At 74.1% G+C, this 21,718-nt stretch carries 19 protein-coding genes and 2 riboswitches; of the genes, 13 read left to right on the top strand and 6 right to left on the bottom strand.

Annotated features, from left to right (window positions below):
* Positions 1–133: 133 nt before the first annotated feature.
* A complete protein-coding gene (locus tag V7S47_RS19880) occupies positions 134–460 on the bottom strand; it encodes an antibiotic biosynthesis monooxygenase family protein (RefSeq protein ID WP_336563185.1) in 327 nt (108 codons plus the stop codon).
* Positions 461–497: 37 nt separating this feature from the next.
* Here V7S47_RS19880 and V7S47_RS19885 point away from each other — a divergent pair, with 37 nt between their 5' ends.
* From V7S47_RS19885 to V7S47_RS19905, 5 genes are all read left to right on the top strand, one after another.
* Complete coding sequence (locus V7S47_RS19885; RefSeq protein WP_336563186.1) at positions 498–1,616, top strand: Nif3-like dinuclear metal center hexameric protein; 1,119 nt, start codon at positions 498–500, stop codon at positions 1,614–1,616.
* 67 nt (positions 1,617–1,683) lie between these two features.
* Positions 1,684–2,379 (top strand): zinc ribbon domain-containing protein, encoded by a 696-nt coding sequence (locus V7S47_RS19890; protein WP_442945369.1) that lies wholly within the window; start codon positions 1,684–1,686, stop codon positions 2,377–2,379.
* Entirely contained in the window at positions 2,376–3,533 is a 1,158-nt protein-coding gene (locus tag V7S47_RS19895) for a bifunctional RNase H/acid phosphatase (protein ID WP_336563188.1), read from the top strand. Before V7S47_RS19890 ends, V7S47_RS19895 begins: the two co-directional genes overlap by 4 nt.
* A 9-nt stretch (positions 3,534–3,542) precedes the next feature.
* Positions 3,543–4,790, top strand: a complete 1,248-nt coding sequence (locus V7S47_RS19900; protein ID WP_336563189.1) for a phosphotransferase family protein — start codon at positions 3,543–3,545, stop codon at positions 4,788–4,790.
* A 65-nt stretch (positions 4,791–4,855) separates the two neighbouring features.
* Positions 4,856–5,101, top strand: coding sequence for a hypothetical protein (locus tag V7S47_RS19905; protein ID WP_336563190.1), 246 nt, complete (start codon positions 4,856–4,858; stop codon positions 5,099–5,101).
* 136 nt (positions 5,102–5,237) lie between these two features.
* On the opposite strand, the gene V7S47_RS19910 is transcribed toward V7S47_RS19905, so the two are convergent.
* Together V7S47_RS19910 and yaaA are read right to left on the bottom strand one after the other, a co-directional pair.
* A complete protein-coding gene (locus V7S47_RS19910; protein ID WP_336563191.1) occupies positions 5,238–6,491 on the bottom strand; it encodes an HNH endonuclease in 1,254 nt (417 codons plus the stop codon).
* A 643-nt stretch (positions 6,492–7,134) separates the two neighbouring features.
* A complete protein-coding gene (gene yaaA, locus V7S47_RS19915; protein ID WP_336563193.1) occupies positions 7,135–7,890 on the bottom strand; it encodes a peroxide stress protein YaaA in 756 nt (251 codons plus the stop codon).
* A gap of 18 nt (positions 7,891–7,908) precedes the next feature.
* Between yaaA and V7S47_RS19920 the strand changes: the two genes are divergently transcribed.
* Positions 7,909–9,360, top strand: a complete 1,452-nt coding sequence (locus tag V7S47_RS19920) for an RNB domain-containing ribonuclease (protein WP_336563194.1) — start codon at positions 7,909–7,911, stop codon at positions 9,358–9,360.
* Positions 9,361–9,383: 23 nt separating this feature from the next.
* Positions 9,384–10,844 (top strand): protein adenylyltransferase SelO, encoded by a 1,461-nt coding sequence (locus V7S47_RS19925; RefSeq protein ID WP_336563195.1) that lies wholly within the window; start codon positions 9,384–9,386, stop codon positions 10,842–10,844.
* A gap of 81 nt (positions 10,845–10,925) precedes the next feature.
* On the opposite strand, the gene V7S47_RS19930 is transcribed toward V7S47_RS19925, so the two are convergent.
* A complete protein-coding gene (locus V7S47_RS19930; protein ID WP_336563196.1) occupies positions 10,926–11,240 on the bottom strand; it encodes a DMT family transporter in 315 nt (104 codons plus the stop codon).
* 10 nt (positions 11,241–11,250) lie between these two features.
* Positions 11,251–11,316, bottom strand: a riboswitch (guanidine-III (ykkC-III) riboswitch).
* A gap of 105 nt (positions 11,317–11,421) precedes the next feature.
* Entirely contained in the window at positions 11,422–11,877 is a 456-nt protein-coding gene (locus tag V7S47_RS19935) for an NUDIX hydrolase (protein WP_336563355.1), read from the bottom strand.
* A 37-nt stretch (positions 11,878–11,914) separates the two neighbouring features.
* On the opposite strand from V7S47_RS19935, the gene V7S47_RS19940 reads away from it, so the two are divergent.
* From V7S47_RS19940 to V7S47_RS19960, 5 genes are all read left to right on the top strand, one after another.
* Positions 11,915–13,645: a metallophosphoesterase family protein gene (locus V7S47_RS19940; RefSeq protein ID WP_336563197.1), complete on the top strand. Its 1,731-nt coding sequence runs from the start codon at positions 11,915–11,917 to the stop codon at positions 13,643–13,645.
* Positions 13,617–13,760: riboswitch (cobalamin riboswitch) on the top strand. Its footprint overlaps the gene before it by 29 nt.
* Positions 13,761–13,791: 31 nt before the next feature.
* Entirely contained in the window at positions 13,792–17,559 is a 3,768-nt protein-coding gene (gene cobN / locus V7S47_RS19945; RefSeq protein ID WP_336563198.1) for a cobaltochelatase subunit CobN, read from the top strand.
* The gene (gene cobF / locus V7S47_RS19950; RefSeq protein ID WP_336563199.1) at positions 17,556–18,275 is read left to right on the top strand and encodes a precorrin-6A synthase (deacetylating); all 720 of its coding nucleotides are present in this window, start codon (positions 17,556–17,558) and stop codon (positions 18,273–18,275) included. The genes cobN and cobF overlap by 4 nt, the downstream gene beginning before the upstream one ends.
* Positions 18,272–19,642: a cobyric acid synthase gene (locus tag V7S47_RS19955; protein ID WP_336563200.1), complete on the top strand. Its 1,371-nt coding sequence runs from the start codon at positions 18,272–18,274 to the stop codon at positions 19,640–19,642. Before cobF ends, V7S47_RS19955 begins: the two co-directional genes overlap by 4 nt.
* Positions 19,639–20,394: a cobalt-precorrin-6A reductase gene (locus V7S47_RS19960; RefSeq protein ID WP_336563201.1), complete on the top strand. Its 756-nt coding sequence runs from the start codon at positions 19,639–19,641 to the stop codon at positions 20,392–20,394. Before V7S47_RS19955 ends, V7S47_RS19960 begins: the two co-directional genes overlap by 4 nt.
* Here V7S47_RS19960 and V7S47_RS19965 read toward each other — a convergent pair.
* Positions 20,306–21,211 carry a cobalamin biosynthesis protein gene (locus tag V7S47_RS19965; RefSeq protein ID WP_336563202.1) on the bottom strand — a complete coding sequence of 302 codons (906 nt, stop codon included), beginning with the start codon at positions 21,209–21,211 and terminating at the stop codon, positions 20,306–20,308. The two genes, V7S47_RS19960 and V7S47_RS19965, sit on opposite strands and share 89 nt — an antisense overlap.
* 2 nt (positions 21,212–21,213) lie before the next feature.
* Here V7S47_RS19965 and V7S47_RS19970 point away from each other — a divergent pair, with 2 nt between their 5' ends.
* Positions 21,214–21,717: a bifunctional adenosylcobinamide kinase/adenosylcobinamide-phosphate guanylyltransferase gene (locus V7S47_RS19970; RefSeq protein WP_336563203.1), complete on the top strand. Its 504-nt coding sequence runs from the start codon at positions 21,214–21,216 to the stop codon at positions 21,715–21,717.
* Position 21,718 lies beyond the last annotated feature (1 nt).

Consider the following 21,718-nt stretch of genomic DNA (forward strand, 5'->3'; position numbering starts at 1 on the left):
CCCTCGTACCTCGGGGCTACTCGACCACCGAAAGCGCGCCCCCTCGTACCTCGGGGCTACTCGACCACCGAAAGCGCGCCCCCTCGTACCTCGGGGCTACTCGACCACCGAAAGCGCCCCCTCGTGCCTCGGGCTACTCGGTCACCGAGGGGCGGACGTCCAGGACGACCTCGAACTCCAGCAGGTCGGCCCCGTGGGAGACGGGCTTGCGCGGCTCCTCGCCCTCCGGGGTGGCGTGGGCGGCGCGGGCGCTGCCGTCGCGCCAGGCGGCGAAGGACTCCTCGTCCTCCCACTGGGTGACGACGAAGTAGCGCTCCTCGCCCGCGGTCGGGCGGAGCAGCTGGAAGCCGAGGAAGCCGGGGGAGCCGTCGACGCTGTGGGCGCGGGCGGCGAAGCGCTTCTCGAGCTCCTCGTGGGCCTGCGGCGGGACGGAGATGGCGTTGATCTTCACGACGGGCATGCCCCGACTGTAGGGAGCGGCTCGATAGCCTCCGGGCATGCCCTCGCTCGGTGAGATCGTCGACCTGCTGCACGGCTGGTACCCGCCCGCCACCGCGGACTCCTGGGACGCCGTCGGGCTGGTGGCGGGTGATCCGGCCGATGGCGTAGCCAAGGTGATGCTCGCCGTCGACCCGACGTACGACGTCGCCCGCGAGGCCGCGGCGTGGGGCGCCGACCTGCTGGTCGTGCACCACCCGCTGTTCCTGAAGGGCGTGCACGGGGTGGCCGCGACGACGCCGAAGGGGCGCACGCTGAGCACCCTGACCCGTGCCGGCTGCGCGCTGCTGACCGCGCACACGAACGCGGACCAGGCCGTCGGCGGCGTGTCCGAGGCGATGGCCACCGCGCTCGGCCTGACCGACTCGGCGCCGATCCTCCCGGCGCCGGCGGAGCCGCGCGACAAGCTGACGACGTACGTGCCGGTGGCGTCCGCGGCGGTGGTGCGGGCCGCGCTCGCGGAGGCCGGGGCGGGACGGGTCGGCGACTACGCGGAGGCGTCGTTCAGCGCTCCGGGACAGGGCCGGTTCCGGCCGCTCGCCGGGGCGACGCCGGCGATCGGCGCGGTCGGCGACCTGGAGGTCGTCGACGAGGAGCGGGTCGAGGTGGTGCTTCCGCGCTCGCGCCGTACGACGGTCGTGCGGGCGCTGCTCGCCGCGCACCCCTACGAGGAGCCGGCCTGGGACCTGGTCGAGCTCGCCGACGCCGGGCTCGCCGCGACCGGGACCGGGCGGGTCGGGACGGTGCCCGCCCAGACGCTGCGCGAGTTCGCCGCGACCGTCGCCCGGGCGCTGCCCGAGACCGCCCACGGGGTACGGGTGGCGGGCGACCCGGAGCGCGTCGTACGACGGGTCGCGCTGTGCGGGGGAGCGGGCGACTTCCTGCTCGACACGGTGCGGCGCGGGGACGCGGACGTGTACGTGACGAGCGACCTGCGGCACCATCCGGCCTCGGAGTTCGTCGAGCAGGACGGCCCCGCGCTGGTCGACGTCGCGCACTGGGCGGCGGAGTGGACCTGGCTGCCGGTGGTGGAGGCGCGGCTGCGGGCCGCGCTGGGCGATACGGTGGAGACCCGGGTCAGCACCACCGTGACCGATCCGTGGACCTTCCGCTCATGACCCGACCCAGGAGCCTCCGCTGAAAGCCGACCCCACCGCCCAGCTCAAGCTGCTCGACGTCCAGGCCCTGGACGCCCGCGCCGACCAGCTGCGCCACCAGCGGGCGACGATCCCCGAGACCGCCGAGATCAACGCGCTGCGCACCTCCCGGACCGACCTCGACAACCGGGCCCGCGACGCGCGGATCGTCGTCGACGACCTCACGGCCGAGCAGGAGAAGGTCGACGCCGACGTCGAGCAGGTCAAGACCCGACGCAAGCGGGACCGCGACCGGATGGACCAGGGGCTGATCAGCAACCCCAAGGACCTGGAGCGGATGACCCACGAGCTGGAGTCGCTGGAACGGCGGATCTCGACGTTGGAGGACGAGGAGCTCGAGGTGATGGCCCGCCTCGAGGACGCCCAGCGCGACCTCGACGGCCTGGTCGCCCAGATCGCCGACGCCGACGAGAGGCTGGCCGCGCTCACCGCGACCCGCGACGAGAAGGCGAGCGCCATCGACGCCCAGCTGGTCGACGTCGAGGCCCAGCGCGGCCCGTCGGTCGAGGGCCTGCCGACCGACCTGCTGGCGCTCTACGACAAGCTGCGCGCCCAGAAGAACGGCGTCGGCGCGGCCGAGCTGCGGCAGCGGCGCTGCACCGGCTGCCAGCTCGGCATCGACAACGCCGAGCTCGCGGTCATCAAGTCGACCCCGGCCGACACGGTCGTCCGGTGCGAGGAGTGCTCGCGGATCCTGGTGCGGACGGCCGAGTCCGGGCTGTGAGTGCCCCGCGCTCGATGCCCACCTCGGTCATCGTCGAGGCGGACGGCGGCTCGCGGGGCAACCCGGGGCCGGCGGCGTACGGCGCGGTCCTGCGGGACGCGGCGACCGGGGCGGTGCTCGCGGAGGACGGCAGCACGCTCGGAGTCGCGACCAACAACGTCGCGGAGTACTCCGGCCTGATCGCCGGCCTGCGGCTGGCGCAGGAGTTCGCCCCGGGCGCGACGATCGAGGTCCGAATGGACTCCAAGCTGGTCGTCGAGCAGATGTCGGGCAACTGGAAGATCAAGCACCCGAGCATGAAGCCGCTGGCCGCCGAGGCGGCCGGGCTGGCGCCGTCCGGGACGTCGTACACGTGGATCCCGCGGGAGCGGAACGCCGACGCCGACCGGCTCGTGAACGACGCGCTCGACGGCGTCGCGAGCGGGGTGCGCGTGCCCGGCGACTCCGACTCCGCCGTCGAGGAGGTCGAGAAGCCGTCGCGCGGCTGGTCGGCCTCGACCGGCGCGCCCACCACCTTGGTGCTGGTCCGGCACGGCGTCACCGCCCACACCGTCGACAAGCGGTTCTCCGGCGGGCTCGCCAGCTCCAACCCGGGGCTCAGCGACGAGGGCCGTGCCCAGGTGCGGGCCACCGCCGACTGGCTGGCGCCGATCGCGGAGCGCGTCGGGGCCGTAGTGGCCTCGCCCGTGCGTCGTACGGCGGAGTCCGCGGCGATCGTCGGCGACGTGCTCGGCCGGCCGATCGTCGAGGAGCACGGCTTCGCCGAGATGGAGTTCGGCCACTGGGACGGGCTCACCTTCGGTGAGGTCGCCGAGCGGCACCGGGCCGAGATGGACGCCTGGCTCGGCTCGCTGGACGTCGCCCCGACCGGCGGTGAGTCGTTCCGGACCGTCGAGGAGCGGGTCCTGGCCGGGCTGGAGCGGGTGCTGGCGTCGTACGCCGGCAGGACGGTGGTCGTGGTCAGCCACGTGACGCCGATCAAGACGCTGGTCGCGCGAGCCGTGGGGGCGCCGCTCTCGTCCGTCTTCTCGATGGAGCTGTCACCGGCGTCGGTGACGGTGGTGGCGTTCTACCCCGACGGCAAGAGCTCGCTGCGGCTCTACAACGCGCTGCCCCCGGGGAACGACGCGTTCGCGGACGCGGGTCGCTGGTAGGACGCCCGGGTGCTCGCCCGTCGCCACCAGGTCGCGCTCGTCGATCCCGCGACCTCGCGCGTGCTCGTGGTCGACGGGGCGCTCCCGCGCCACCCGGACCGGTGGCCGTCGTTCCGCGACCTGGCGGCCGCCGTGGGATCACCCGAGGCCTTCGTCGGTGGTCCGCCCTGGCGCGCGGAGGACGGGACGATCACCAACGTCCTCGTGGGCGCGTCCTCCTCGCTGCCGGGTGCCTCGTGGGTCCCGCTCGGGTCGGTCGGCGTGCCGGGGCTGGTGGAGTCGGTCGAGCAGTGGCGCTCGGGCTACCGCGACGACGGCCGGGCCGCCTGGTTCGTCCGCGGCTGGGTCGACCCGGTCGTGGCCTGGGTGTCGTCGCACGCGCCCGCGCCGCTCGGCCCGCCGGAGGCGGTCAAGCTCTGGAGCCTCTCGGCGGTGCTGCGCTTCCCGGTCCTGAGCGGCGGTGAGCTGTTCTTCAAGGCGACCTGCGACGGCTTCCGGGCCGAGCCCGCCCTGACCGCGGCGGTGCGGGCACTGGCCCCCGACGCGACCCCGGTCGTGCTCGCCGTCGACCCCGAACGGGCCTGGATGCTGATGGAGTCGCTCCCGGGCGCCGACGACGGCGCGCCGGCGTCGTACGCCGTCGAGGTGGCGCGGCGCCTGGCCCGCCTCCAGCTGGACTCGCTCCCGGCCCGCGACGTCCTCCTCGCCGCGGGTGCCCCGGACCGGGGGCTCGAGGCCACGCTGGCGAAGCTCCGGACGGTCCTGCGCGAGAGCGTGGACGTGCTGTCCGCCGAGCAGCGCGCCCGGGCGGCCGCGCTCGAACCGTGGCTCGCCGCCACGCTGCGCGCGCTCTGGGACTCGCCCCTGCCCGACACCCTCGCCCACGGTGACCTGCACCTGGGCAACGTCGCCCGCGTCGACGACCGGCCGGTGCTCTTCGACTGGACCGACACCTGCCTGACCCACCCGTTCCTCGACGTCCGGCACCTGGCCGACAGCGCCGCGGAGAACGCCGACGACCCCGACGCCGCCCGCGACGAGGTCTGGCAGGCGTACGCCGAGCCGTGGCGGACGTCGTACCCGGAGGTCGACCTGGACGCCCTCTGGGCCCGGACCCGGGTCGCCAACGCGGTCTTCCAGGCGATCACCTTCGAGCAGATCTACCGCGGTCAGCCGCTCTCCTCGCGGTGGGAGCTGGCGACGGTCGTGGGGGAGATCGTCGACCAGCTGGCCGCCGTACGGGACGGGGAGGCCTGAGCGTGGTTGATCGCCCGGAGGTCGTGTGCCTCTGCGGCTCAGCCCGGTTCGCGGACGAGATCAGCGTGGCGAACCGGGAGCTGACTCTGGCCGGCGCCATCGTCGTGGCCCCTGGAGTCTTTCGGCTCGCTGACGAACCGATCACCGATGAGCAGAAGGCCGAGCTCGGCGCCCTGCACCTGCGCAAGATCGACCTGGCCGACCGGGTCCTGGTCGTGAATCCGGGCGGGTACATCGGCGAGTCCACGGGCAGGGAGATCGCGTATGCCCGATCCTCCGGCAAGCCTGTCTCCTTCACCCATCCCGGCTGACCGGTGGATGAGCTGCCGCTCGACCTCGGCGAGGGACCACGTCCCGCCGGTGATGGCGGTGGCTGGCTGTCACGTGGTGACAGCTGTGCACCGCACTGATGCGGGGGCATGCCCGTGGCCCTGAGCGGGCGGGCCGTCAGGGCTGCGGGGTGGTGGTGCCGGTGTGGTCGCGAACGAACGTCAGTCCGTTGGGGCTGCGCCAGATGAACGTGGTGTCGTCGATCTTGTCGTAGCGCCATCTGGTGTGGGTCTTGGCGCGGTGATGTCGTCGGCAGAGGGGTGCGATGTTGCAGTCGCAGGTCGGCCCGCCTCTGGATGCGGGGTCGTTGTGGTCGTGGTCGCAGGACCTCGCCCGGCGGCGGCACCACGGGAACACGCACGAGTGCTGGAGCAGGGCCTGGCGTTCCTTCAACCGGTCGGGAACCTCGTAAGCGTCGACGTGGACGTGGCCGGTGAGGTCGATGACGGGCTTGATGACGACTTGGCTGTCGCCGTCCTGACACCAGGACCGCACCTGCTCGACGGACACCATCGATCGGGTGTTCTCGACCCGCGCGATGGCGGCGTCGGCGAGGTGCACGTGGACGACGACCTGGCGGGGGCGTTTGCGGTCGGGGTCGGGTTCGGCGTTCAGGTCGAGGGTGAGCTGGCGGCGGGCGAGGTCACCGACGGCGATGGAGCGGCGTACGTCGAGCGACAGCCCGTCGGCGATGGTGCCGAGGTGGGTCGCACCCCGGGCGACCGCGTCCTCCAGATCCAGTGCATCGACCAGGTCCAACGTTCCGCGAACTTCGACGTGCCCGTCGAACGAGACCTGCTGAACCTCGATGTCGAAGTGCCGCACCTCCGCCGCATCACGTGCGCGCTGCTGGGCTGCTTCGGGGTCGAAGCGGACCCGGGCCTCTTCGACGGTCCGGTCGAGTTGGGCGATCGAGATCTTGTGCGCGACCGACGCGACGTGGAGGTCGACGAACTCGGCGCCCTCCTCAGGGAGGTCGATGGTCTCGGCGGCGATGCGTCGGGCCTTCCAGACCGGAAGGTCGAGGGACTGGACGCGTTCGTAGACCCGCGGCAGTCGGTGGGCGAGCTCGACGGCATGGCCGAGGTAGATCCGCCCCGAGTCCGACGACATCCCCAGCGCAGCGGAGAACTCCAACACCGAGAACTCAGCGATGAGGGGTGCGCCGGGGCCCGCTATGGCCATCTCGTCCTCACAACCGGGGATCCACACCGCTGCGGCATCCTGCAGGGAGTCGGTGGAGTGCATGCCGGCCCAGGTGACGGCGGCGGTGAGCTGGTTCGCGGCCGCGCGCATCTCGTGTCGTCGTTCGGAGCGTACGTACGACAGCACCGCCGTAGCGGTGTCGCAGTCGTCGAGGTCCCGAGCCATGCCTTCATTCTAGTCGAACAGGTTATCGAATGCGAGGGTTGTTCACAGCCTTGTTCGGGCGGTTGACCCGAAGAGACCGAAAGCAAGAAGCAGGCTCGTGATGGCCCTTGATCACCGCGGACGGTGAGCCCCCTTGTCTCTGTAAAAAGTCTTTGAACCGGCCTGGTGTCGAGCGCAGACGGCGCGGCAGAGGCCGACTCGAACGAGGTCAGCGGCGGGGCTGCGGGGGTCTCGACGGGCGTTCAGGACTTCGTCCTTCACTGCTCGACCACCGGGGGCACGACCGGCTCGAATGAGGTCAGTGGCAGGGCTGCGGGGGTCTCGACGGACGCTCGACCGCTAGCGCGGCCTCGCTGCTCGACCACCGGCGGGGACCACCGGTGGCGGTGCCTGACCTGCCGAAGGTCGCCCGCTGGCTGCGGGGGTCTCGACGGGCGTTCAGGACTTCGTCCTTCACTGCTCGACCACCGGCGGCGACCACCGGCGGCGACCACCGGCGACGACCACCGGTGGCGCGGTCCACTCGAACGAGGTCGGTGGGTGGGCTGCGGGGGTTTCGACACGGTCGCTGCGCGACCTGCTCAACCAACGGTGGCGGGCGGCCTCGCTGCTCGACCACCTGCCTGCTCGACCACCGGAGGGGTCAGAGGGCGGTGACGATGACGTCGAGCTGGGTGCCGTCGAGCTCGACGGTCCAGCCGAGGTCGCGGAGGGCCTCGGCGAGGCGGGCGGGGGTGCGGGGGTTGGCGCCGTCCTCCAGGAGGGCGCGGACGATGCGGCCCTTGGTGGCCTTGTTGAAGTGGCTGACCACCTTGCGGACGCCGTCGACCTCGTGCAGCACGCGGACCGTGGCGACGCGGGGCGAGGTCGGACGCCAGAAGGCGGCGTACATCCCCGACCGGAGGTCGACGAGCAGGCCGTCGCCGACGGCCTCCTCGAAGGCCGGGGCGAGGGTCGCGCGCCAGGCGCCGGCGACCGGGCCGAGGCCGGGGAGGGACGTCCCGCCCGAGAGCCGGTACGACGGGATCCGGTCCCCGGGCCGGACCAGCCCGAAGACGGAGGAGGTGACCGCGAGCCGGGACGTCGCGCGTCGGCGGGCCGCGGTCGAGAGGGTGGCGACGTCGAGGGCGTCGTAGACGACACCCGCGTAGACCTGGTCGGCCCGGGCGGTCGGGGCGGTCTCGAGGCGGGCGTTGAGCGCGACCAGGTCGTGCTGGGTGGCGCCGACCTCGAGCACCCGCGCCGCCGTGGGGACGTCGCCCGTGCAGAGGTCGACCAGCGCGGCGATGATCCGCTCCCGGGTGGGGGTCAGCGACGGGAAGGACAGCGTCGCCAGGTCGAGCGGCTTGCCGCGACGCGGCTCGGTCTTGCCCTCACTGGGCGGTAGCACGATCAGCACGGTGGGTATGTTGCCGTCATGCCGAGCAACCGCGTGGTCCGGGTCCGGTCGTCGAGCGCGGACGGCGCCCCGGCGCCGCTGCGCGAGGGCGTCGTACGCCTGCAGGAGGAGCTGGGCGTGACGCCCGCCTTCCCGCCCGAGGTGGAGGAGGCCGCGGAGCGGGCGGCGGCGAGTCCGCGGCTGCCCGAGCTCGACCGCACCGACCTGCCGTTCGTGACGATCGACCCCGAGGGGGCGCGCGACCTCGACCAGGCGCTGCACCTCGAGCGCGACGGCGACGGGTACGTCGTGCACTACGCGATCGCCGACGTCGCCGCGTTCGTCGAGCCCGGGGGACCGGTCGACGTCGAGGCCAACAAGCGCGGCGAGACGCTCTACGGCGCCGACATGAAGGTGCCGCTGCACCCGAAGGTGATCTCCGAGGACGCGGGCTCGCTGCTGCCCGACCAGGTTCGCCCGGCGCTGCTGTGGACGATTCGACTGAGCGCCGAGGGCGAGCGCACCGACGTGACGGTCGAGCGGGCGCGGGTGCGCTCCACCGCCCAGCTCACCTACGACGACGCGCAGCGCGCGATCGACGGCGGCGAGGCCTCCGAGAGCCTGGTCGTGCTGAAGGAGGTCGGCGAGCTGCGGCTGGCCCGCGAGGCGGCCCGCGGCGGCGTCTCGCTGCCGCTGCCCGAGCAGGAGGTCACGGTCTCCGAGGACGGCGCCTGGTCGCTGGAGTTCCGCAGCCTGCTGCCCGTCGAGCAGTGGAACGCCCAGATCTCCCTGCTCACCGGCTTCGCCGCGGCCTCGCTGATGGTCTACGCGCGCGTCGGGCTGCTGCGGACCCTGCCGCCGGCGGACCCGCGGGACGTGAAGCGGCTGCACCGCGAGGCCCGGGCGCTGGGCATCGAGTGGCCCGCGGAGATGCTCTACCCCGACTTCGTCCGCACCCTCGACCCGACGCAGCCCAAGCACGCGGCGATGCTGGTCGCCTGCACCCGGCTGCTCCGCGGCGCCGGGTACGTCGGCTTCGACGGCGAGGTGCCCGCGGACCCGCGGCACGCGGCGCTGGCCTCCGAGTACGCCCACGTGACCGCTCCGCTGCGTCGGCTCGGCGACCGGTACGCCGGCGAGGTGTGCGTGGCGCTCTGCGCCGACACCGACGTACCCGCCTGGGTGCTGGAGGCGCTGCCCGGGTTGCCCAAGACGCTGCAGGACTCGGCCCGGCGCGCGCGGCAGTACGAGAACGGCGTCCTCGACCTGGTCGAGGCGGGGCTGCTCTCGTCGCGGGTCGGCGAGGAGTTCGCCGGCGTCGTGGTCGACGTGCGTGACGACGACCCGAAGCGGGGCACCGTGACGCTGGAGGACCCGGCGGTCGAGGCGCCGGTCCGTTCCGGGCGGGACCTGCCGCTCGGCACCGACGTCCGGGCCCGCCTGACCGTCGCCGACCTGGCGACCCGGAAGGTGGAGCTGGTCGTCGAGTAGCGGGCCGACCGTAGGCTCGTGGCATGAGCGCCACCCCTGTCTCGACCCTCGTGCTCGGTCACCGGTTCGCCGACGCGCTCCCCGAACTCGCGCTGCCCTGGCAGGCCGAGGAGGCCCCCGAGCCGCGGCTGCTGGTGCTGAACGAGCCGCTCGCATCCGAGCTGGGGCTCGACGCCGAGGCGCTGCGCGCGGACCTCGGCCTGCTCACCGGCACGACGCCGCCCGAGGGGGTGACCCCGGTCGCCCAGGTGTACGCCGGCCACCAGTTCGGCGGGTTCAGCCCGCGGCTGGGCGACGGGCGAGCGCTGCTCCTGGGCGAGCTCACCGATGCCGAGGGCGGACTCCGGGACCTGCACCTGAAGGGCTCCGGTCGGACGCCGCTGGCCCGCGGCGGTGACGGCCTCGCGGCCGTCGGGCCGATGCTCCGCGAGTACGTGATCAGCGAGGCCATGCACGCGCTCGGGATCCCGACCACCCGCTCGCTGGCGGTGGTGGCGACCGGCCGCCCGGTCCGCCGCGAGACCGTCCTGCCCGGCGCCGTGCTCGCCCGGGTCGCCGGCAGCCACCTGCGCGTCGGCAGCTTCCAGTACGCCGCCGCCAGCGGGGACGTCGACCTCACGCGGCGCCTGGCCGACCACGCGATCGCCCGGCACCACCCCGAGGCGGCGGACGCGGAGGCGCCGTACCGGGCCTTCTACGAGGCGGTGGTCGCCGCCCAGGCCGACCTGGTCGCGCGCTGGATGCTGGTCGGCTTCGTACACGGCGTGATGAACACCGACAACATGACGATCTCCGGCGAGACCATCGACTACGGCCCGTGTGCGTTCCTCGACGCCTACGACCCGACGACGGTCTTCAGCTCGATCGACGAGCAGGGCCGCTACGCCTTCGGCAACCAGCCCGTGGTCGCCGAGTGGAACCTCGCCCGGCTCGCCGAGGCGCTGCTGCCGCTGCTCCACGACGACCAGGAGCAGGCCGTCGAGCTGGCCCTGGAGTCGCTGCGCGGCTTCCGGCCCCGCTACACCGACCAGTGGTACGCCGGCCTCCGCGCCAAGCTCGGCCTGCCCGCGGACGTCGACGACGAGCTTGCCCGCCCGCTCGCCGACGACCTGCTGGCCCTGATGAAGGAGGGCCGGGTCGACCACACGTCGTTCTTCCGTGCGCTCGGGGCAGCTGCGCGCGGCGACGCCGAGCCGGCGCGCGCTCGGGTCCTCGACCTGGCCGCGTTCGACGCCTGGACCGAGCGCTGGCGCGCGCTCGGCCCGGACGCGGACGCGATGGACCGGGTCAACCCGGTCTACGTCCCGCGCAACCACCTGGTCGAGGAGGTCCTCGATGCGGCGACCGCGGGCGACCTCGATCCGCTGACCGAGCTGCTCGACGCCGTCACCGCGCCGTACGACGAGCGGCCGGGGCTGGAACGCCACGCCGAGCCGGGCAGCGACGCGTTCGCCGCGGGGTTCCGGACGTTCTGCGGGACGTGAGCGGGCCTACCGTCGGCGGTCGGGTGCAGGGGTCTCGACACGCTCAGGACTTCGTCCTTCGCTGCTCAACCACCGGGCAGGTCAGTGGGCCAGCTTGAGGCCCACGATGCAGGACACCAGCCCGAGGATCAGCAGCACCTTCACGAGGCTGACCGGCTCGTCCCCGGTGAGCATCGCGAAGACGACGGTCAGCGACGCGCCGACGCCGACCCAGACGGCGTACGCCGTGCCGGTCGGGAGGGTGCGCATGGCGTAGGCGAGGCCGACCATGCTGGCCACGACGGTGACCGCGAAGACCACGGTCGGGCCGAGGCGGGTGAGGCCGGCGGAACGGCCGAGGGCGGTCGCCCAGACGGCTTCGAGGACGCCGGAGGCGATGAGGACGATCCAGGGCACGAGGGACTCCTTCGCGGCCGTCTTGTCGCTGTCCGGGTACGGCTCCCTCGTCCGGCGGCTCTGCGCGAGCCGTGGGGTCAGCGTAGGCGTTCGGATGCGGGGGTTTCGACACGGTCGCTGCGCGACCTGCTCAACCACCGGGGGGGTGCGGGGGTTTCGACACGGTCGCTGCGCGACCTGCTCAACCACCGGGGGTGACGAAGGCGCGGAGGGCGCCGGCGGGGTCGTCCCAGGCGGCGCGGAAGGCGGGGTGGAGGGGCAGGCCGGCGACGTCGGCGGCGGGGACCCAGCGGTGGCCGTCGCTCTCGGAGCGGTCGGCGAGCGCGAGGCCGGTGAGCGGGACGGCGAGCACGGTCTCATAGGTCCAGCCGCCGCAGGTGGCGACGTACGAGCCCCGGACGTCGACGGCGTCCGCGTCGACGCCGAGCTCCTCCTCGGCCTCGCGCAGGGCGGCGTCGGCGTAAGACTCGCCCGCCTCGCGGGCGCCTCCGGGGATCGACCAGGTGCCGCCCTGGTGGGCCCAGCGGGCGCGCAGTTGGAGCAGCACCCGGCCCCGGTCGGCGAGCAGCAGGCCGGCCGCGCCGCGCCGGCCCCAGTGCACGTGGCCGCGCGCGCAGCTCGCCCAGCTCGCACTCATCACCGGCCCAGTGTGCCCGCCCCGTAGGCTTGAGCCGATGAGCTCCCTCGCCCGCCGCGTCGCCCAGGTCCTGGTCGCGTGGCTCGCCTACGGCCTGGCGGCGGCGCTCGTCGCCCTGCCCGTGTCGGTGGTCTGGGCGCTCCAGCACGCCTCCTTCGAGGACAGCCTGGGCGCCTTCCCGGTCGAGGTCTCGCTCGCCCACGACGGCCGCTCGACCGTCGACACCGGCGTCCTCGGGAAGATCTACTGGGAGCGCACCGGCGCCGGCGGCTTCGGGGCCGACATCCGCTCGACCGGTCCGCCGGAGGCCGGCGGCACGCTGTCGTCGTACGTCTCGCCAGCGTTCCTGCGCGTCAACGCCGCGTTCGTCGACGACCCCGCCGCCGTCGCCGAGGTGTACGGCGCGGAGCTGCGCGACCAGGTCGTCGACGGGCTGCTCCGCCTGGAGCTGGCAATCGGCGTCGTGGTGGGCGGCCTGCTGACCGCGGCGTTCCGCGGGGGAGCGCCGCCGTACCCGCGTCGGCGCGGCTCCTGGCGCTGGCGCGCCGGGCTCACGGCGGGCGTCCTGGCGACCGGGCTCGGGATCTCGACCGTGGTGGCGCTGCAGGCCTTCCACGCCTGGTCCGCGCGCGACGACGAGGCGGAGACCTACCCGATGCCGGGGGTCGACGGCGTCTCGTTCAGCAGTCCGCAGACTGTCGAAGTCGCCCAGCAGGTGCAGCCGTTCATCGAGAAGAACCAGACCCGGATCGAGGAGAACGCGCGGGCCTACACCGACGCCGTCGCCGCGTCCTTCGACACCGAGCTCCCGCTCCACGCGGCCGACCTGACACCGCGCGACGGGGAGAAGGTCGTGGTCGCCGAGGCCGACCCCCAGGGCAGCCTGGTCGGCACCCGGGCGCGGAAGGCGATGTACCCGAGGCTCGCCGAGGCACTCGGCGAGGACGCGCTCACGGTCCGCACCATCTCCGGCGACATCAGCTCCAACGGCACCGTGGCCGAGAAGGGCTTCGTCAAGGGCGAGGCCGGCGCCAGCCCGGACATCCCGACGGTGGCGGTCAAGGGCGACCACGACTCCGACACCACCGTCGAGCAGCTGCGCGACAACGACGTGCAGGTGCCGGACCTGGAGACCGTCGACGTCGACGGGCTGACCATCGCGGGCGCCGCCGACCCGGCGTTCAAGGCGCTCTTCGGCGGCCTGGTGACCAACGAGTCCGGCCTGGAGGAGCGCGACCTCGGCGTCGAGCTGCGCGAGCTCGTCGACGGCCTCGACGACAGCCCGGCCGTGATCGCGCTGCTGCACCAGCCGCGGGCCGTCTCGGGCTACCTCGGCATCACCGGCACCAGCGAGCTGGCGGACACGATCGGCCAAGAGACCGTCCCGTGGGACGACGGCATCGACGACGTACCGCCCGGGCTCGTCGACTTCGGCCACCTCCACGACGTCGCCGGACCCTGGGTCGTCTGGAACACCGGCGAGGAGGGCGACGCCGACCACGAGGTCACCTGGACCGTGGTCAGCCAGCTCGGCACGTCCGGCGGCGTGCTGGAGGCGCCGACGTTCAACCGGTTCTCGACGCCGTTCTCGGTGCCGCTGAAGACGGTCAGCCTGCAGCTGCAGTACGTCGACGGCGAGTCCGGCCTGCAGACCGGCTACGCCCCGATCGACGTCAGCGTCGACGGCACGGTCACGATCGGCGACCGGGTCGAGGTCGGGCTGCCCGGTGGGCAGCCGCTGACCCGGGGCGACCTCGGGCTCGACTAGGCTCCGGCTACACGTCTCGTGGCGCAGGAACCCGGTGAGACCCCGGGGCGGTTCCGCCACTGTGAGGCCCGGGCACGGGTCGAAGCCAGACACTGGCCACGGGACTCCGCCATCTACGCCGGGGCGAGAACCCCGAGGAGGCCACCGTGCGCATCGCGCTGCTGTCGACGTCCGACACCGACCTGCTCTCCGCCCGCGCCAGCGGTGCCGACTACGTCTGGGCCAACCCGGCGCGACCCGGGCACCAGTCGATGGCCGAGGTGATCGAGGGCTGCGACCTGGTCGTCGGCCGGATCCTCGGCTCCCCGCAGGACCTCTGCAGCGGCTTCCGGCGGATCGCCCAGACGGGCATGCCGATGGTGGTCCTCGGCGGCGAGCAGCAGCCGAGCGCCGAGCTGATGGAGCTGTCCAGCGTCCCGATCGGCACCGCGGCCGAGGCGCACCGCTACCTCGCCGAGGGCGGCCCGGCCAACCTGGCCCAGCTGCACGCGTTCCTCTCCGACACCGTGCTGCTCACCGGCGAGGGGTTCGAGCCGCCGGCGGCGCTGCCGGAGTGGGGGTACGGCGAGAGGGGTCTCGATACGCCCCCTCGTTCCTCGGGGGCTACTCGACCGACGAACGTCGTTGGTCCAGTGCCGACGAACGTCGTTGGTCCAGTGCCGACGAACGTCGTTGGTCCAGTGCCGACGAACGTCGTTGGTCCAGTACCGACGAACGTCGTTGGTCCAGGACCGACGAACGTCGTTGGTCGAGTAGCGAGCGCCAGCGAGCGTATCGAGACCCCGCGAGTCGGGATCCTCTACTACCGGGCGCACGAGGCGAGCGGGAACACCGCCTTCGTGCAGGCGCTGGCCGACGCGGTCGACGCGACCGGGCAGGCCGTGGGCGTCCCGATCTTCGCCGGCTCGCTGCGCTCCGCGCCCGACGAGCTGTACGACGCGTTCCGCACCCTGGACGCGCTGGTGGTGACCGTGCTGGCCGCCGGCGGCTCGAAGCCCGCCACGGCGAGCGCGGGCGGCGACGACGAGGCCTGGGACGTGGAGCGGATCGCCGCCCTCGACATCCCGGTCCTGCAGGGCCTGTGCCTGACCAGCAGCCGCGCCGAGTGGGAGGCCTCCGACGACGGCGTCACGCCGCTCGACTCGGCCACCCAGGTGGCGATCCCCGAGTTCGACGGCCGGATCATCACCGCGCCGTTCTCGTTCAAGGAGGTCGACGAGGACGGGCTGCCGCGCTACGTCGCCGACGCCGAGCGCTGCGCGCGGGTGGCCGGGATCGCGGTCAACCACGCCCGCCTCCGCCACGTCCCGCCGGCCGAGCGCAAGGTCGCGCTGATGCTGAGCGCCTACCCGACGAAGCACTCGCGGGTCGGCAACGCCGTCGGCCTGGACACCCCGGTGTCGACGATCCGGCTGCTGCGCCGGATGCGCGACGCGGGCTACGACCTGGGTCCGGTCGGGGCCGTCCCCGGGCTGGAGCTGGAGGACGACACCGAGGCCGGCGACACCCTGATCCACGCGCTGATCGACGCGGGCGGCCAGGACGAGGAGTGGCTGACCAGCGCCCAGCTCACCGACGCCCACGTGCGGATCACCAAGGCCGACTACGACGCGTGGACCGCCGACCTGCCCGCCGCCCTGAAGGGCGACATGGTCGAGGCCTGGGGCGAGTCCCCGGGCACGCTGTTCGTCAACGACGCCGGCGAGATCGTGCTCGCGACCATCCAGGCCGGCAACGTCGTGCTGCTGATCCAGCCGCCGCGCGGCTTCGGCGAGAACCCGGTCGCGATCTACCACGACCCCGACCTGGCGCCGAGTCACCACTACCTGGCGGCGTACCGCTGGGTGGAGCACGCCTTCGGGGCCCACGCGGTGGTCCACCTGGGCAAGCACGGCTCGATGGAGTGGCTGCCCGGCAAGAACGCCGCGCTCTCGGCGGAGTGCGCCACCGACCAGGCCATCGGCAACCTGCCGCTGATCTATCCGTTCCTGGTCAACGACCCGGGCGAGGGCGCGCAGGCCAAGCGCCGCGCCCACGCGACCATCGTCGACCACCTGATCCCGCCGATGGCCCGGGCCGAGTCGTACGGCGACATCGCGCGGCTCGAGCAGCTCCTCGACGAGCACGCCAACATCGCCGCCATGGACCCGGCCAAGCTGCCGGCGGTCCGCGGCGAGATCTGGCAGCTGATGCACGCCGCCGAGATGCACCGCGACCTCGGGCTCGACGAGCGCCCCGAGGACGCCGAGTTCGACGACTTCCTGCTGCATGTCGACGGCTGGCTCTGCGAGATCAAGGACGCCCAGATCCGCGACGGCCTGCACGTGCTCGGCCAGGCGCCGGACGGCGAGGCCCGGGTCAACCTGGTGCTGGCCATCCTGCGCGCGTCCCAGGTGTGGGGCGGCGAGTCCGCCGCCGTACCCGGGCTGCGGGCGGCGCTCGGCCTCAAGGAGAACGCCGAGGCGGTCGGCGCGGTCGACGAGGTCGAGCGCCAGGCCCGTGCGCTGGTGCAGGGCATGGAGGACGCCGCCTGGTCCGTCGACGCCGCGGCCGGGCTCCACGACGACCCGGAGGTGCAGCGGGTGCTGGCCTTCGCGGCGTCCCAGGTCGTGCCCCGGCTGGCCCGCACCACCGACGAGCTGGACGCCGTCCTGCACGCGCTCGACGGCGGCTTCATCGCGGCCGGGCCGTCCGGGAGCCCGCTGCGCGGGCTGGTCAACGTGCTGCCGACCGGCCGCAACTTCTACACCGTCGACCCGCGTGCGGTGCCGAGCCGGCTGGCCTGGCAGACCGGGTTGGCGATGGCCGACTCGCTGCTCCAGCGCTACCTCGACGACACCGGCTCCTACCCCGACTCGGTCGGGTTGAGCGTCTGGGGCACCAGCGCGATGCGCACCTCGGGGGACGACGTCGCCGAGGTGCTGGCGCTGCTCGGGGTCCGCCCGGAGTGGGACGAGGCGTCGCGGCGGGTCAGCGACCTGCACGTCGTCCCTCTCGAGGAGCTGGGGCGGCCGCGGATCGACGTCACCGTGCGGATCAGCGGGTTCTTCCGCGACGCGTTCCCGCACGTCGTGGCCATGCTCGACGACGCGGTGCAGCTGGTCGCAGCGCTCGAGGAGCCGCTGGAGATGAACTTCGTGCGCAAGCACGCGCAGGCCGACCTGGCCGAGCACGGCGACCTGCGGCGCGCCACGACCCGGATCTTCGGCTCCAAGCCGGGCTCGTACGGCGCCGGCATCCTGCAGCTGATCGAGTCCGGCAGCTGGCGCTCGGACGACGACCTGGCCGAGGTCTACACGGCCTGGGGCGGGTTCGCCTACGGCCGCGACCTGGACGGCGTCGCGGCGGCCGACGACATGCGGACGTCGTACCGCCGGATCAAGGTGGCGGCCAAGAACATCGACACCCGCGAGCACGACATCGCCGACAGCGACGACTACTTCCAGTACCACGGCGGCATGGTCGCAACCGTGCGCGCGCTGACCGGCTCCGCCCCGGAGGCGTACGTCGGCGACTCGACCACGCCGGACGCCGTGCGGACCCGGACCCTGCAGGAGGAGACCAACCGGGTCTTCCGGGCCCGGGTGGTCAACCCGCGCTGGATCGGCGCGATGCAGCGGCACGGCTACAAGGGCGCCTTCGAGCTGGCCGCGACCGTCGACTACCTCTTCGGCTTCGACGCCACGACCGGCGTCGTGCACGACTGGATGTACGACACGCTCGCGAAGGAGTACGTCCTCGACGAGACCAACCAGGAGTTCATGAAGAAGTCGAACCCCTGGGCGCTGCGCGGCATCGTCGAGAAGCTGCACGAGGCCGCCGACCGCGGCCTGTGGGAGTCTCCGGACCCGAACGTGCTGGCCGCGATGCAGCAGGTCTACCTCGACCTCGAGGGCGACCTGGAGGACCGGTGACGCGCACCCTGCGGGTGGTCGGCTTCGGGATGGGGCCGCAGCACGTCACCCCCGAGGCGGCCGCCGCGCTCGCGGCGTCGTCGTACGTCGTGGCGTTCCGCAAGTCCGACGAGGACCCGCTGGTCGACGTCCGGGCCGCGGTCTGCCGCGCGTACGGCGACCTGCCGTTCGTCGTGGTGCGCGACCCGGAGCGGGACCGGGACCCGGCCGACTACGCCGGTGCCGTGCGCGACTGGCACGCCGCGCGGGTGGCCGCGCTGCGCGACGTCGTGGCGTCGCGCGCGGGGGACCCGGCGATCCTCGTGTGGGGCGACCCGTCGCTCTACGACTCGACGCTGCGGCTGACCGCCGCCCTCGACCTGCCGGTCGAGGTGGTCCCGGGGATCGGTGCCCCGTCGCTGCTGGCCGCGCGGCACGGCATCGTCCTGCACGAGGTCGGCCGGCCGGTGCACGTGACGACCGCGCGGCGGCTGGCCGACGACGTGGCCGCGGGCCAGCGCAACTGCGTCGTGATGCTGACCTCCGGCGTCGACCACCTCGACGGGCTCGACGACTGGTCGATCTGGTGGGGCGCCAACCTGGGCGCGCCGGGGGAGCGGCTGGTGGCCGGCCGGGTCGGCACGGTGCGGTCCTCGCTGGTGGCGGCCCGGGACGCCGCGCGCGCCGTGGACGGCTGGGTGATGGACGTCTGCCTGTTGCGGGGGCCGGCCGCGTGAGCGGGATCCTCGTCGCCGGCACGACCTCGGACGCGGGCAAGAGCATCGTGACGACCGGCCTGTGCCGGGCGTTCGCGCGCCGCGGGGTGCGGGTGGCGCCGTACAAGGCGCAGAACATGTCGAACAACTCGATGGTGACCGCGGACGGTGCCGAGATCGGCCGGGCCCAGTGGGTCCAGGCGCTGGCGGCGCGGGCCGAGCCGGAGGCGGCGATGAACCCGGTGCTGCTGAAGCCGGGCAGCGACCGGCGCAGCCACGTCGTGGTGATGGGGCAGCCCGCCGGCACGGTCTCCTCGGCCGACTGGGAGACCGGGCGCGCCCACCTCGCGCGGGCCGCGCACGCGGCGTACGACGACCTCGCCTCGCGCTACGACGTCGTGGTCGCGGAGGGCGCGGGCAGCCCGGCCGAGATCAACCTGCGCCGCGGCGACTACGTGAACATGGGCCTGGCCCGGCACGCCGGCCTGCCGACGGTGGTGGTCGGCGACATCGACCGGGGCGGGGTGTTCGCGGCGTTCGTCGGCACCCTGGCGCTGCTCGACGAGGACGACGCGGCCCTGGTGGCGGGCTGGGTGGTCAACAAGTTCCGCGGCGACCTCGACCTGCTGCGCCCGGGCCTCGACGAGCTGGAGTCGCGCACCGGGCGGCCGTCGTACGGCGTGCTGCCCTGGCACCCCGACCTCTGGCTGGACAGCGAGGACGCGCTCGACCTGGAGGGCCGTCGGTCGGGGACGACCGGCACCCGGCGGGTGGCGGTGGTCCGGTTCCCGCGGATCAGCAACTTCACCGACGTCGACGCGCTGGGCCTCGAGCCCGACCTGGACGTGGTCTTCGCGAGCGCCCCGCGCGACCTGCGCGACGCCGACCTGGTGGTGCTGCCGGGCACCCGCGCCACCATCGCGGACCTGGCCTGGCTGCGCTCGCGCGGCCTCGACCAGGCGGTGCTCGCGCACGCCGCGGCAGGGCGGCCGGTGCTGGGGATCTGCGGCGGCTGCCAGATGCTCGGGCGGACCGTCGCCGACCCGCACGGGGTCGAGGGGCCGCCCACCACCGTCGCGGGGCTGGGGCTGCTCGACCTGGCCACCGAGTTCGGGCCCGAGAAGGTGCTGCGCCTGCACCCCGCGGGCGGCTACGAGATCCACCACGGCCGGGTCACCGGCACGCTCACCGACGGACCGGCGACCGGCACCATGGTGCACGGATCACTGGAGGACGACGCGCAGCGCGCGGCCTTCCTCGCCGCCGCCCTCGGGATGTCTTCCCGCGCCTCGTTCCCGGCCGCCCGCGAGCGCCGCCTGGACCTGCTCGGCGACCTGGTCGAGGAGCACCTCGACGTGGACGCGCTGCTGGGGCTGGCCGTCCGGTGAGGGTGCTGATCCTGGGCGGCACGGCCGAGGCCCGCGCGCTCGCCGCCGCGCTGGTCGCGGCCGGCGACGAGGTCGTCTCGTCGCTCGCGGGCCGGGTCGCGCGGCCGCGGCTGCCGGTGGGCGCGGTGCGGGTCGGCGGGTTCGGCGGACCCGAGGCGCTGCGCGCGCACGCCTCGTCGTACGACGCCGTCGTGGACGCGACCCATCCCTTCGCGGCCCGGATCTCGGCCAGCGCGGCGCAGGTCGACGTACCGCTGCTGCGGCTGGCGCGGCCCGGCTGGGCGCCGCGCGCCGGCTGGACGCCGGTCGACACCCACGAGGAGGCGGCGGCCGCGACGGCGGCGCTGGGGGAGCGGCCGTTCCTGACGGTGGGACGGACCGAGCTGCACCGGTTCGTCCCGGCCCTCGGCGAGCGCGCGGTGCTCACCCGGGTGGTCGACGAGCCGGAGCTCGAGCTGCCCCCGGCGTGGACCCTGCTGCGGAGCCGCGGGCCCTACGAGCTGGCCGGCGAGCGGCGGCTGATGGCGGAGCACCGCGTCGACGTCCTGGTCACCAAGGACTCCGGCGGCGAGCACACCCGGCCCAAGCTGGACGCGGCGGACGAGCTCGGGATCCCGGTCGTCGTCGTGCGTCGGCCGGCTCCGCCCCCCGGGGTCGAGACGGTCAGCGACGTCGCCGGAGCGCTGTCGTGGCTGCAGCCGCGACGAGCGCACCCAGGTCGACCCGCCGGGCCAGCCGACGGGCGCGGGTGACGTCGTGGACGGCCACCTCGCGCCCCGCGCCGTGCAGCACCGGCCGCTCCTCGATGCGGCCCGCGTAGACCGTCGTCCCGCCGAGCCGGACTCCCAGCGCCCCGGCGAAGGCCGCCTCGACCGGTCCGGCGTTCGGGCTGGGGTGGGCGCCGGCGTCCTCGCGCCAGGCGCGGGCCGCGGCGGGCCGGTCGTCCGCGATCAGCACCGCGAGCGCCGCGGTCAGGCGCGAGCCGGGCAGGTTGAGCAGGTCGTCGAGGCGGGCAGCGGCCCAGCCGAACCGCTCGTAGCGGGGCGAGCGGTGCCCGACCATCGCGTCCAGGGTGTTCGAGGCCCGGTGGGCCAGCAGCCCGGCCGGCCCGGCCACCGCGCCCCAGACCAGCGGGGCGACGACCGCGTCGGAGGTGTTCTCGGCCAGCGACTCGATCACCGCGCGGGCCACGCCGCTCTCGTCGAGGGTCGCGGTGTCCCGGCCGACCAGGTGGGTCAACCGCTGCCGGGCACCGAGCAGGTCGCCGGCCTCCAGCAGCGCCTGCACGGCCGCGGCCTCGCGGTCGAGCGACCGGCCGCCGAGCACGGCCCAGGTCGCGACCGCGGTCACCAGGCGCCCGCGGCCGGCCCACCGGCCGAGCAGCGCGGCGCCGCCCACCAGCACGGCCACGTGCAGCACGCCGGGCGCCCGGCGGTCGTCGTACACCCGGCGCTCGAGGGCGCCGGCCAGCCGGCCGAAGCCGGCCACCGGGTGCCAGCGGCGCGGGTCGCCGAGCAGACTGTCGGCGGCGTAGCCGATCACCAGACCCACGGCCGAGGGAGAGCTCATCGATGAAGATCCTCGTGACGGGTGGCGTGCGGTCGGGCAAGTCGCGGCACGCCGAGTCGCTGCTGGACGGGCCGGTGACCTACGTCGCGCCCGGGCCGGCGCGCGACGACGCGGACTGGCAGGCGCGGATCGAGGCCCACCGGGCCCGGCGCCCGGGGTCCTGGACCACGCTCGAGACCGGTGACCTCGCGGCCGCGCTGCGGACGGACGGTGCGGTGCTGGTCGACTGCCTCGGCACCTGGCTGACCCGGCTGGTCGACGACGCCGGGCTCTGGGAGGCGCCCGCGCCCGAGGTCACGTCGTACGTCGGCGCGGCGACCGCGGAGGCGCTGGCCGCCTTGGGCGACGACGTGGTCCTGGTGACCAACGAGGTCGGCCTGGGCGTGGTGCCGGAGCACCGTTCGGGCCGGCTCTTCCGCGACCTGCTCGGCACGGTCAACCAGGAGTTCGGCGCCGCCTGCGACGAGGTGCACCTGGTCGTGGCCGGCCGGGTGCTGAGGCTGTAGC

This window comes from Nocardioides sp. CCNWLW216 (assembly GCF_037120545.1).
In the GTDB taxonomy this organism is placed as follows: Bacteria; Actinomycetota; Actinomycetes; order Propionibacteriales; family Nocardioidaceae; genus Nocardioides; species Nocardioides lianchengensis.